The 12,515-nt window shown below is 52.6% G+C and carries 12 protein-coding genes and 1 pseudogene; 6 read left to right on the top strand and 7 right to left on the bottom strand.

The genetic code is table 11. From position 1 onward, the window contains the following. Nucleotides 1–91: 91 nt before the first annotated feature. The 4 genes from QMD53_06135 to QMD53_06120 are packed head-to-tail and all read left to right on the top strand — an operon-like array spanning nt 92 to nt 6,286. On the top strand, nt 92–1,141 hold the full coding sequence (locus QMD53_06135) for a DNA double-strand break repair nuclease NurA (protein MDI6800223.1): 1,050 nt from the start codon (nt 92–94) through the stop codon (nt 1,139–1,141). Between the two features lie 26 nt (nt 1,142–1,167). Then, complete coding sequence (locus tag QMD53_06130) at nt 1,168–2,766, top strand: ATP-binding protein (GenBank protein ID MDI6800222.1); 1,599 nt, start codon at nt 1,168–1,170, stop codon at nt 2,764–2,766. After that, nucleotides 2,767–3,906, top strand: coding sequence for an exonuclease SbcCD subunit D (locus QMD53_06125; protein ID MDI6800221.1), 1,140 nt, complete (start codon nt 2,767–2,769; stop codon nt 3,904–3,906). Further along, complete coding sequence (locus QMD53_06120; protein ID MDI6800220.1) at nt 3,893–6,286, top strand: SMC family ATPase; 2,394 nt, start codon at nt 3,893–3,895, stop codon at nt 6,284–6,286. Before QMD53_06125 ends, QMD53_06120 begins: the two co-directional genes overlap by 14 nt. 75 nt (nt 6,287–6,361) lie before the next feature. Here QMD53_06120 and QMD53_06115 read toward each other — a convergent pair whose 3' ends face one another. From QMD53_06115 to QMD53_06085, 7 genes and pseudogenes are all read right to left on the bottom strand, one after another. Beyond that, nucleotides 6,362–6,622 carry a type II toxin-antitoxin system RelE/ParE family toxin gene (locus tag QMD53_06115; protein ID MDI6800219.1) on the bottom strand — a complete coding sequence of 87 codons (261 nt, stop codon included), beginning with the start codon at nt 6,620–6,622 and terminating at the stop codon, nt 6,362–6,364. A 291-nt stretch (nt 6,623–6,913) separates the two neighbouring features. After that, nucleotides 6,914–7,057: a hypothetical protein gene (locus tag QMD53_06110; protein MDI6800218.1), complete on the bottom strand. Its 144-nt coding sequence runs from the start codon at nt 7,055–7,057 to the stop codon at nt 6,914–6,916. Nucleotides 7,058–7,205: 148 nt separating this feature from the next. Next, nucleotides 7,206–7,799 carry a GNAT family N-acetyltransferase gene (locus QMD53_06105; GenBank protein MDI6800217.1) on the bottom strand — a complete coding sequence of 198 codons (594 nt, stop codon included), beginning with the start codon at nt 7,797–7,799 and terminating at the stop codon, nt 7,206–7,208. 15 nt (nt 7,800–7,814) lie between these two features. After that, nucleotides 7,815–8,663, bottom strand: coding sequence for a hypothetical protein (locus QMD53_06100; protein ID MDI6800216.1), 849 nt, complete (start codon nt 8,661–8,663; stop codon nt 7,815–7,817). Nucleotides 8,664–8,724: 61 nt separating this feature from the next. After that, the gene (locus QMD53_06095; protein ID MDI6800215.1) at nt 8,725–9,723 is read right to left on the bottom strand and encodes a hypothetical protein; all 999 of its coding nucleotides are present in this window, start codon (nt 9,721–9,723) and stop codon (nt 8,725–8,727) included. Between the two features lie 63 nt (nt 9,724–9,786). Then, nucleotides 9,787–10,081: pseudogene (locus QMD53_06090) on the bottom strand (ABC transporter permease). Between the two features lie 236 nt (nt 10,082–10,317). After that, nucleotides 10,318–10,587: a hypothetical protein gene (locus QMD53_06085; GenBank protein ID MDI6800214.1), complete on the bottom strand. Its 270-nt coding sequence runs from the start codon at nt 10,585–10,587 to the stop codon at nt 10,318–10,320. A 505-nt stretch (nt 10,588–11,092) separates the two neighbouring features. On the opposite strand from QMD53_06085, the gene QMD53_06080 reads away from it, so the two are divergent. Together QMD53_06080 and QMD53_06075 are read left to right on the top strand one after the other, a co-directional pair. Continuing rightward, complete coding sequence (locus QMD53_06080) at nt 11,093–11,476, top strand: helix-turn-helix transcriptional regulator (GenBank protein MDI6800213.1); 384 nt, start codon at nt 11,093–11,095, stop codon at nt 11,474–11,476. 1 nt (nt 11,477) lies between these two features. After that, the gene (locus QMD53_06075; GenBank protein MDI6800212.1) at nt 11,478–11,969 is read left to right on the top strand and encodes an ImmA/IrrE family metallo-endopeptidase; all 492 of its coding nucleotides are present in this window, start codon (nt 11,478–11,480) and stop codon (nt 11,967–11,969) included. Nucleotides 11,970–12,515 lie beyond the last annotated feature (546 nt).

The following is a 12,515-nucleotide window of genomic DNA, read 5'->3' as shown; positions in this document are numbered from 1 at the left end:
GGAAGAGCCAGCCCGGGTGGGCTAGAGGAATTTACACACAAATGCTTGCACAACCTTCAAATCCTCTCCAAACTCATCTATCCTTATCACTATGATAATAAATGACCATGCTTTGGAAGAGAGCCTGCAAGCGAGCGCAAGGCTGATAAAAGAGATCCTATTTGAGGCCGCTTACTTTGGCGGCGAGCGGGGCGTTGACGGAAGCGAGCCCTTAAGGATAGACAAAGATATTAAAGAAGAACTCTTTGATGAGCCCGTAAAGAAGAGCATCGATTCGATAAAGGCGGTCGCCATAGACGGCGGCTCGGCCAAGATAGTCGATGGCGGCTCATTCTACGTTGGAGTCTATCGCTTCGGCCGCCTGACCTTTTTCGGCGGCGAGCAGCAAGGCGAGCAGATTTCGGCCCCAACCGTCGAGGCGCTGAGCCCACAAACTTCCACTGAACGCTTTAAGGAAATCCACCTTGAAGTGACCGGAAGCGACCCGGTGGCCCTCCCCACCTTCGGTGAGATCTTGGGGGCGATAAGGACGCTCTTAGAGTGGCAGATGGCCGAAGAATCCTTGGGCGAGCTCCAAGAGGGCGACCTCATCCTGATGGACGGCTCGCTCAAGGCAACCGATTTTCTCCCCCCCGCCTTCTTGGAGAGGATCCTTAAGAAAGCGGCCCAAAAGGGCGTCTTTCTGGCCGGCGTGAGCAAGAAGAGCTCGCTCTCTTTCGGCAAATACGCCCCTCTAATCCAGCGGGCGGGGGCCATCGGAAATGGGGCAAAGAAGGATAAGGCCTGGTTCTATCCGCTCAGCCGATTGGATGAGGGGGCAGAGAGCATCATAAATTTTGGAGCGGTCTATGCAGCCAGGCTAAGCCCTCTCTCCGATTTCGCCTTTCGCATCGACATCAACCGCTTCGATACGAGACCGCCGGCCAAGGTGATGGGCATCTTGCAATCTATCTCAAACGATCCGGTCTATTTAGGCTACCCCTATCCGCTGGCTGCCGTCCACAACCGGGTGCGCATTGAACCGGCCGACAAGGAGGACCTGCGCTATCGCCTGGAAGGTCTGACCTTACAGGAGGGCGTACCTTTAAGCGACTGGGAAGCACTTTTTGGCAATTTCCATGATATCTTGGACACAAATTAACGCATCCGTCTCTGGAGGAGGAGCACATGCATAAGGGCAGGATAACCGGAAAAAGTGTCTTAAACATCGAGTTTCGCGCCTACTACGGCGAAAGTCTCTCGCTCGGTGATATCTTGGTGGCTAAGGACGAGGAGAAGGGGGTTAAATACTTCCTGCGCGTCGTGGATATATCGTACGGCAGCGATTCGGCCGACCCCGATTGGACGAATCGGACGGCCGGAAACATGATGCTCTTGGACGGCGCAGGCCAGTCGCCCGCCCTAACCGACAAAGAGCGGCGCCTCTATAAGATGGGCAAATGCGCAGCCCTCGGCCTTTTAAAGGACGGCCGCTTCTTAAAACCCAAGAGCCTCCCCTCCCATTTTTCGCGCGTCTCGGCTCCAAATAAAGAGGACTTCGACTTCTTGAAGGATTTTATGGGCGATATTGAAATCGGCAGCCTTCGAAGCGGCGAAGAGGCTTTGGATTTTACGGTTGGTATCCACGGAAATCTCTTCCCTTACCACATCGGACTCTTTGCCACGACCGGTATGGGCAAGAGCAACCTGATGAAGGTCTTGGCCGCCTCAGTGTTAAAGAGCGGGCGCTATGGCTTTCTCCTCTTCGACCCCCACGGCGAGTATTACGACGGCGGCGGGGACGCCGATAAGAAGGGCTTGATCGATGCCCGCCTGGCCGATGAGAGGCTGAAAGTCTATAGCACGAGAAAGCTCTCCGGCCCACATAACCAGCTTAAAGTCAGCGCGGCCGAGATTCAAATTGACGACCTGCTTCAGATTTACAACTTCTCCGGCCCCCAAATCGAAGCCCTCTACTCCATCCGCCACCACTACCGGAGCGACTGGCTAAGCTCGCTGGCCAGCCTTGAGGCCGAAGAGGTCTTGGAAGAGATAGGAGCGTCCAGCTTTCACATCGGAACCATCGCCGTCCTAAAGAGGCGGGCCGAGCATATGAGCCGCCTCTCCTCGATCCACGGCGATGCTTCAGTCTCGATAACCAAAAACATCATCCACTCTTTGAAGCAGGGCCAACTGGTCCTGGTCGATACCTCCAACATGCGCTCCGATGAAGAGCTCCTCATCAGCGCCGTCATCACCCGGGCCGTCTTTGAGGCCAACAAGGATGCCTACCAGAAACCGGCCGAGTTCAATAAAGTCCACCCCACCCTGATCGTCTTGGAGGAGGCCCAACGGGTCTTGGGCCGCTCCAGCGAAAACCTGGGAATCTTTGCCCAGATCGCCAGGGAAGGGCGCAAGTTCAAGACCGGTCTCTGCGCCATCACCCAACAGCCTAAACTCGTCGATGAAGAACTTCTGTCCCAGTTCAATACCCTCTTTATCTTAGGTCTTGCCGATGAGAGGGATCGAAACATCCTGCGCGCCTCGGCCAAGCACGATATAAGCGCCCTCGGGAGTGAAATCCAGACGCTCATGGCCGGTGAAGCCCTGATAACCTCGCCCGAGGTCCCCTTCGCCCTGCCGACCAAAATCTTCCTCTATGAGGATTGGATAAGGGCAGGCGCCTCAGCCAAAGACGGATGGGCCTCTGGCGGAGGCCGCCAGTCGGCGGCCTCCAGCAAAAACCAAAAGAAAGATGAAGTAAAGACGGATGAGGGGTTCTTTTAAGTGAAGCTCATCCACCTCTCCGACAGCCACCTCGGCCACTCCAAATACTCAGCCTTGAATGGGATAAGCGGCATCAACCAGCGGGAGCTCGACGTCTACGCCGCCTTTGCGAAAGCCATCGATAACATAATCGAGCTTGAGCCGGATCTCCTCCTGCACACGGGCGACCTCTTCGATAACGTCCGCCCATCCAACCGGGCCATCTCTTTCGCGCTCGAACAGATCCTGCGCCTAAAGGCGGCTGATATCCCCCTGGTCATCATCGCCGGAAATCACTCCATGCCCCGCATGCGCGAAGTGGGCAGCGTCTTTCGCATCTTTGAGCTCATCGGGGGCGTTCACCCGGCCTACAAGGGGGTCCACCAAAAATTCATGGTGAAGGAAGTGGCCATCAACGCCGTCCCCCACTGCTTGACCGAAGAGGATTTCAAGCGGGCCTTGGCCGAGGCCGCTCCCGATCAAAGCGCCAAATACAACATCCTGATGCTCCACGCCGGTTTTCGCGGCATCAGGGAGTTCTCCATGGAGGAGCCGGGCGAGCAGATCGTGGATCAAAGCGAGCTCAAAGGGGGCTTCGACTATATCGCCCTCGGCCACTATCATGGCTACGCCAAGCTTTTGGAAAACGCCTACTACTCCGGTTCGACCGAGCGCTTCAGCTTCAATGAGCTTGGGGGAGACAAGGGCTTCATCGAGGTCGATCTCACCCCGGCCGGCCCAAGGGCCAAATTTCACCCGCTAAATATAAGAGCTATGGAGGAGATCGCACCTCTTGATGCCCACGATATGGGGCCAGACGAAGTCATGGAGGCCATTAGGGCGGCCGTCGAAGATAAGGATATTTCGGGCAAGATAATGAGGCTCAAAATCAAAAATATCTCGCCTGTCTCCTTCACCTCTTTGGATTCCAAGGAGATTAAGCGTTTGACCGGCCCTGCCCTCCATTTCGAGATGAGATACGAAGTGGACGGCGAAGAGAACGCCCTGGTGATGATGGATGGGGCCATCCAGAACCTGGTAAAAGAGTTCGAAAATTATCTTGATAAAGTCCCCCTCTCAAATAAACTGAATCGAGATGACCTGCTCAAGGCGGGAAAAAACTACTTAAACAAGGCGGCTGCTCAAGTTGAAGCTGATTAGCCTCTCGCTCAAGAATTACAGAGGATACGAGGCGGCCTTAATCGAGTTCCCGGAAGGGCTAATCGGCATCGTCGGGGTCAATGGGGCCGGAAAGTCCTCGCTGATCGAGGCGATCGGCTGGGCTCTCTACGGGACCGATGCGGCCAGGACAGCCAAGGAGCAGATCAAGAGGCAAGGCGCTGCTCCCAGCGATATCACCCAAGTAATCTTGGAGTTTGAGCTTGATGGCAACCATTTTCAAGTGGTCAGAGAGATGAAGGGGGCTGGCCTCACTTCAGACGCGGCCATCCACGTCAACAAGAAGCCGATGGCCAGAGGGACCAACGCCTCGCTTGAGTACATCACCAAGACCCTAAGGATGGACCGCGAAGCCTTCTTCACCAGCTTTTTTGCCAAACAGAAGGAATTAAACGCCCTCTCCGATCTTCAAGCCGCCCAAAGGAAGATGCGCGTCATCAAGATGCTCGGCATCGACGACATCGACCGGGCCTTGGATATGCTAAGAGCCGACCTTCGAGACGCTAAAACCAGAGCCGACACCTTAAGTGAGCGGGTTTTGGATGAAAACGAGCTGGCCGTCGGCCTAAAGGCCAAGACGGACGCCCTCGAGGCGGCCACCTTAAGGGTCGAAGAGGCGGCGAGCAAAAAGGCTCTCTTGAAGGCCGAACTTGATGAGCTTGGCGCCGCATTTGCCGCCTTAAAGGAGAAGCGGGAGACCCACGCGGCCCTGGCCCAAGGTTACGCTTTAAAGACGAATGACCTTAAAACGGCAAACGATGCGCTCGAAGGGCTCCAGGCGGAAAGGGATGAGCTTCTGGTCCAAGGGGAGCGCTTGAAATCGCTTGCGCCAAAGATGGCCGAGTACCAAGCGATGCGACTGAAACTCGATGAGATGGCCCGCCTTGAAGCCGACGATAAGCTGGCCAAAGAGCTGATGACTCAGAGGAATGATTTGACCGCCCACCTAAGCGAGCTTGAAAATGACCTTATCAAAGCGGGCGACCTCGAAGAGGCGTTAAACAAGTTAAGGGATAGCCGGGGAAACCTTGAGGAAGAGATCAAGGGCGCAACTGAGGCCCTAAGCGACGCAAAAGGAGCGATTCAAGGGGAGCGCGCCAAGATATCTCACCTCAAGAGCCGGATAGGCGAGCTAGCGGGCGAAAGGGGGGCGATCGAAAAGCTGGGGCCTAAGAGCAATTGTCCGACTTGCCTGCGTCCCCTCGGAGAAGATTTTGCAAAGATAGAGGAGCACTTCGCCAAGGAGATGGGGAGTTTAAGCGGGGAAATGGACGCGGCGGCTGAGCAAATGAAGCTTGCCGAAGCTAAGGCTGAGGAGACAAAGGCCCTATTAGTCCGGCTCGAGAAGGAGCAAGCCAAGGCGGGCCAGGATATTTCGCAAAAAGACCTGGAAAAGAGGGATATCCAGCATAAGGCCAAAGAGGCCGAGTCGCTTAAAAAGAGCCTCCTTTCGTTGGAGAACAAACTTAAAAAACTTAAGACCGAAGCCTTCGACGCTGAAAAATATGCCGACCTCAAGGCCAAAGCGATCGAGCTTGAGGGGTTGAGCAAAGAGTTCATCCAGCTCGAGAAGGAGACAGAAAGACTGGGCAAGATACTTGCCGAAATCGAATCAAATTCTAAAAGAGCAAAAGAGCTGGCCGAAGAGCTATCAAAGATAGAGGGCGAGGGCAAAAAGCTCAGTTTTTCCAAGGAAGACTTCGCGGCCAAGGAGGGCGCTTACGAGGCGGTGCGCAAAAGCTTAAACGAGGCCGAGATAGAGCTGGAGAAGGCCAGCGGCGAGAAGAAGTTATACTTAGCTGAAGTGGAGCGATTGAAAAAGGGCCTTGAGGATAACGAGAAACTGGCAAAGGAGATCGCAGCTCTCAAAAAAGAGCGGCTGGGCCTGAGCGAGCTCAAAAGGATATTTGAAAGTTTTAAAAACGACCTTATCGGCCGCATCCGCCCCGCCCTTTCAGCCAAGACTAGCGCACTATTTGCCGAAATAACCGAAGGGAGGTATGCCAAGGTTGAGTTGAGCGAGGATTATGAGCTGATGATCTATGACGCCGGTGAGAAGTTTTCAATAAACAGGTTCTCGGGCGGCGAAGAAGACCTTGCCAATCTCTGTTTGCGGATCGCCATCTCCAAGCTGATGATAGAGGGGAGCGGCCAGGGCGCGGGCTTCATCGTCCTGGATGAGATCTTCGGCAGCCAAGACAGCGCCCGCCAGGAGAACATCATAGGGGCCTTAACCCGCCTCTTGAATCAGTTCAAACAGGTCTTCATCATCACCCACGTAGGAGAGATAAAGGACTCCTTTGAGCACGTCATCAGCGTCAAAGAGGACGAGCAGGGTTTGAGTAGTTTGAGGTTGGAGTGAAAGGAAACCGGTCTCTCTAAACTAAATCCCATCTACTGCCACTTCTTATTTTTAATTGGAGCTGCGGAGCACGGGTTAAACTTCGTTCTTATAAACATCCTGGCGGCGATCGACCCTAAGGATAAGAATTTTGACCTCCATAAGAGCATAGATGACCCTGTGGTCGCCAACTCGAAATTTGCGAAGTCCGGCAAATCTCCCTTTAAGCGTCGGATTTGACTCTGGATTCTTTGCGAGCACCAACTCTATCTCTTCAAGAACGCGGCCGGCATCATCCCTGTCCAATCTCTTTAAATCGCGCCCGACCGACTTCTTATAGAAGACCTCATAAGCCAAGCGACTTCCTCATCTCCTCTGCGGAGATGACGGGATCGGTCTGATCGTGCAAACGATCGAGCAGCGCCACCTGAAGATCTGCAAAGTCCTCCATGTATAACTCCAGAGCCTTTTGGATGATGAATGAGCGAGACCGCTCTATCTTTTTGGCAACACTTCCTAGCGTCTTCGCTTGTTCCCCAGCGCCTAATCGATATCAGCGTATTCATAATAAACTTTAGATAAATTTTATAATATATCGTAATGAATAACAAATTGTCGAGAGCTATTATCGCTTTCCTCGGGTAGCCCTCAACCTTGCTCCCGCTCGCCTTCCCTCATGAGCAATCCGGCGATCTTGCCCGCTTTGACGGTCAAGAATAACCCAATGACTAATTGAATCGTATCCGGCAGAAGTCCCATCCACAAATTCACATCATTATGCATCTCGGCCATCAGCCTGTTGACCAGAAAAGTCCTTAGCAGGTTTGGCGTAGCGACAGATATAACATAGAGGCCGAAGATACAATGATACCATTCATTTTTACATTAGAAAAAATAGTGGGATTAAGCTTATCGACACAAACCAAGAATCAATTTCGGACTAAAGCTCAAGGCGCACGAAGCGGACGGCTCGATAGCCGCCGGGCGCGGTAAGCCAGCCCGTCTTAAGGCTTCGCACCTTCTTGAACCCTAGCCGCTCATAGAGCTTTTGCGCCCCCTCATTCGTATCGACCACCTCGAGCTTGATTACCTTGACCCCTTGAGAGCGCGCACTCTCTATGACCGCTTCCAAAAGAGCTGTGCCGATCCCTCTCCCCCTAAAACCATCTTTGACCGCCAAGGCTTCGATCCGCCACTCTCCTCTCTTGGCCCTGGATAGGTCCTCAAGAAAGAAAGGAAGCCACCTTAAAACCGCCCCGAAAATCCCAAACTCGCGTACAAGCGCCCCCAAAGTGACCCTGGAAAATGGCTTTCTAAAAGCGCCAACTCCAATCACCCCGATTACCTTGCCTTTTTCATCCAGGGCAACCCAGCCAAGGTCGGGGACTATGCTGCTTTTGACGATCATCTTTGCCTGCTCATCCGAGTGCGGCCTAAGCTCGTGGGCGACTTTTTGGGCAAAGGCCTCCAAAAGAAGCTCAGTCACTTCATCCAGTAGATTCTCCGGTATGCTCTGTATGACCTGAATCTTCAAGGTCGGCACCTTTTTCTAGCTCTTCCTCTCTTTGGCGGGCGGGGCGGATGGATGGTAGGGCATGGGGATGTATTCAACCGAGGGGCGCCTCTGGCCCGATTGGGGATAGAGGTCCATGAGCTCGTATATCTCGGTGGCAAGACCGTTTTCGACCGGCAGACCCAACTCCTTAGCCTCTTCAAGCGAGATGGGATAGTCGTGCGTCCAATGACCTTCGCTGAGCTTCTTTGCGATATCCAGTGCCTTCTTCTCCTCAACGTCGTCCTTTACGAGGGCGTAAACCTTCTGCCTGACCTGTTCGATGGCCTTGCCAGCGATATCACCAAGCATCAGGGTGACGTCATCACGGTTGGGATTCTCCTCCTCTAGGGCCTTCAAGACCGAAGATGCCGGATAGCTTCCCTTGATGGGATCGCCGATCTGAGGATCAACAGGGCCCAGAACCGCATCGTCGTCCATGACAATCTTGTCGGCCGAAAGGGCTATGAGCGTCCCCCCGCTCATGGCGTAGTGGGGTACCAGGGCCGTAACCGCGCCCTTATGTCTCTTTAGGGCGCAGGCGATCTGCTCGGAAGCTAGGACCAGACCGCCCGGAGTATGGAGGACGATATCTATCGGCATATCTTCCGGGGTCAGGCGGATGGCCCGAAGAACAGCTTCTGAATCCTCGATGTCGATATATCTGGCGAAGGGAAAGCCGAGGAGGCTTAAGGACTCCTGACGATGGATCATGGTTATCAGACGCGATCCTCGCTTCCTTTCGATGGAGCGAATGAGTTGAGCCCGCTTGATCTCGAGCATCCTTCGTTTGATCATGGGAATGTAGATCGAGATGATGATGATGATCCAGAAGAAATCGTTCACGGCCGCCTCCTTTTAGATAATGAATATTCTATCAAATAATATCGGCTACTTCGAATGATCCTCAGCCGGCCCCAAACAGGAAAACGAGGTTTACGAAAAAGAGCGAGGCGATGAGGGAGTTTATCCAGGCTTGCCGCCACTTAAAGCCCGGCTTGGATGAGATGGATAGACTTACCAAGGCCGTCATCAAGATGGCGATGAGGGCGCTTATCATGTGGACTGGGGCAACCAGGCCGAGAAGTGAACCGTCAAGAATAGCCAGATCGACCAGGGCCAAGACGAAGACGTTGAAGATGTTGCTGCCCAGAAGGTTTGCGATGGCCAGATCGATCGCCCCGATTCTGACCGCCGTAAAGAGGACGGTCGCCTCGGGAAGCGAGGTCGTAAGGGCGACGAAGAGACCTCCGACAAAACTTTCGGCAAGGCCGCTGACCGCGGCCACCTCCTTGGCCGAGGCGGCCAAAAAAAAGGAGGCTGTCACCACGATGACCGCGTAGAGACCATAGAAGAGATAGGCCCGTCTCCTTGGAACCCTCTCGTCGCTTAAGTCCCGTCCCGGCCGGCCATAGAGTTTCTGGGCAATGAAAACTCGCCTCACTCCAACCAGATATATGAGAAAGATAGCCGGGGTATAGAGACCGATCCCAAAAATTGAGAGCGATATGATCCCCTCGACGGCGATGAAGACGGCCACGACAGCTAGGAGGAGCAGCCCGAAATTGGCCGTTATCAAGTGGCCCCGCTCGAACTTGGGCGATATTTTGGGACCGCGTTTTGAGGCGAAGCCGATCAAAGGTATTAAACTTAGATTCAAGATGCAGGAGCCGAGGAGCTCGGAGACGGCGATATTGGGTGCCTTGACGATGGTCACGGCCCCGATCGCACTGATGAGTTCGGGCAGTGAAGTTGCGGTGGCGAGTAAGACCACCCCGATCCAGAGGCCGCCAAGACCCAGATGATCGGCGATGAAGTCACCGTATCTGGCCATCTTTGCTCCGGACAAGATTATTATAAGGCTGATGCCAACAAATTTTATGGTCGCAAGAACCGGGCCGCCCAAACTTTCATCCCCCCTCATAAAGATAGATGATGCGCGGGAATGAGTCAAAATGAGAGGTTTTGACTATATCTTCATCCGGTTGAAGAGAAAGCCGCCGATGGCGATCGTCGCAAGCGAAAAAGAGATAAGGACCGACAGGCAGACTAAAGGCGGAATCTGAGAGGAACCGAGGAGCCCGGCCCAAATCCCCGATAGCGCCGTAGGTCAAGGGATCGAGATAGGTTAAGAATCTCAGGCCTTCTGGCAGCGAGCTTATGGGAAACATCGCCCCCGAGAGGCCGAAAATGGGAAAGATGACGAAGTTCATGATGAGCTGAAAGCCGTGCATATCCTCCATGAGTGAGGCGAAGGCGATGCCGATAGGGCGGCGCACATCATCTCGCTGATTTGAAATATTGAAGCCATTGATGAAGGCCTGGCCAGATGTCGGTTTGAGTAGGGTGGCCAAGATCGAGATGGTCGTCGTCATGGGCGGCCCCGCCTTGCCCCAGAAAGCCAAAGATCTCGCCCTCTTCGACCTCGAAGCTTACGCCGCCTGTCGCAGTAGGCCCATTGAATTTTTTGGTCAGACCCTCGAGCCGTATCAGGCCCATCTTAAAGCGCCTTTCTAGATAGATATATTATTGACAAGATTACCAAAGCGAAGAGGCCAACCATCAAGAGATGAGCCTCTTTGGAAATATAGCCCATGATAAGCAGAATGAGCGGAATGATTATCAAGGATATAAGGGCAAGACCGAAGGAGAATAGGCTTGCCTTGATGGTCCTTTGCCCCTTCCCATCATTGCGGCCCGCCTTAAGGAGAAGATATAGCTTTATTGGGGAGAGGACCGCCACAACGACGAGAAGATGAATAGCCTTCAAACTTTAAACCACCTTAAAGGATGATATTTTACGATTGCGCAAAGCCTAGAGCAAACTGGTTCAAAACGGATTGCTCGAAGTATTATATCAAGTCCGCCGCCCGGCGTCCTCTTGCGCCCTTCAAAAATCCGGCTCGCTCGGGTGCCCACAGCAGAGGGCGTCCCTTCTGATCTTTAAAAAGTTGTTTCTAAAGAGGAGATATACTTTTCTTTGAAGCAGCATATCGACATGAAGATTGGTAAAGCAAGCACCCCTGCTCGGCCCATTCCTTCCGCCCGCACATCGTCGCCGCCTCAGAAATCATGGCTCTTGGCTACTATTCTATCACCCGGATAAAGATACTCTCATCTGCGAGAAGATAGGATATCCGAAATTAGCTTATGGAATAAGGCCACTTTAAAAGCGTATTTCTCAAAAAGTAGTAAAAATCAGTAAAAGGTATGGAAATTTATTACAAAATTTGATTAAATCATAAGGTAACAAAAACTAAGAAAGGACGGAAACCATGAGCAACATTACCGACAAGATCAATTTCCTCTTCTCGAGCAAGCTCAGCCCAAATGGGGATGAGTACAAGTACGAGGAGGTGGCCAGGGGAACAGATGGCAAGCTCTCTCCAAGTTATGTCTGGAACTTGAGGAAGGGCAAGAAGGACAACCCGAGCCGCGAGAAGATCGAGGCATTGGCCAAGTTCTTCGATGTGGCACCCTCTTTCTTCTTCACCGACGAGGATCCCAAAAAGCTTTTCAAGATCGATGACCGCATCGAAAAGATAATCGCCGACCCCAAGGTTAAAGAGATCGCGCTAAGGACTCTCGAACTCAATGAGAAGAATAAAGAGTTCATCTTGACAATGGTCGAAAAGGCTCAGGAGCTAGCAGAGAGATAAGATGCCCCACAGACAGTCGCTCCAAAGGCAGGCGGGGGAGCTTTTAAGTGAACTCGATCTGAAAGCGGGCTTTACGGCCTATGAGTTCATGGATAAGCTTGAACAGAAAAAGGGCTTAAAGATCACGGCGGCATCTTTGGAGATGCCGCCGTGTCACACGGGCCTTATGGCAAGATCGGATGAGGGATATGTGCTGCTCTTCAAGGAGAATACCTCCTGGCTTCATCAGCAGCATATCATCTTTCATGAGTGCGCCCACATCATCCTGGGGCATAAAACCTCCAAACTGAACGAATATTTCAACCGAACCGACCTCGATGAGGACCTCGAAAGAGAGGCTGAGTATTTTGCGGCCGCCATCATGGAGAGAGCTCTTAAGGGCGCCTTGAAAACGAAGGAGAGACTAGCCGTCGAAAAGAGGGATAATTACGATATCATCCCGTCCGAATTGATCGAACCTGCAAACAAACTATTCGATAATTACCTGACCTAAATCCTCGCCAAAAGTTTTGAAATTACTAAGCCCTTCTCAACGATTACAAAACGTCCGATAATAAGTTAGAATCTGTTCGTATCTCCTATTCCATTAATTGACGGAGAAAAAATGACGCTCGGGCTCGAACTTCTCTTGCCCATACCGTATATCATAGGCACCACTTACGCCTTACGGGAAGCAAGCAGGGCCAGAGGCGACATGTGAAAGAGATACGTCGCCTATATTTTCTTCTATTCAACCATCTCATTCATCGTCGTCCTTCCGGACACAATTCGCTTTTTAAATGCGTTAACCGGCATAAACAACTTCTCCCGCCTGGTCGTTAGCATATCCGATATCTTTGCCCTCTTCCACGCCTACAAGTTCCTTCGCGAGTTCAGGGCCAAGAAGATGGGTGAAGATGGGACCATATTCGTTTTGGCCCTTTTAACCATCGCCAGCCTAACAATCATCTTCTTTCAGACCCCTCTGGATGTGGCCCTACCGTTGCCGCTCAATGATTTGACCAATCAGCGTTTCTTCGCCTACAACCTGATTTACAAT

This window comes from Actinomycetota bacterium, from assembly GCA_030017835.1.
Lineage (GTDB): Bacteria > Actinomycetota > Aquicultoria > UBA3085 > Oleimmundimicrobiaceae > Yes70-04.
The sequence above is the reverse complement of the archived record's forward strand: the minus strand, read 5'-3'. Positions and strand labels throughout refer to the sequence as shown.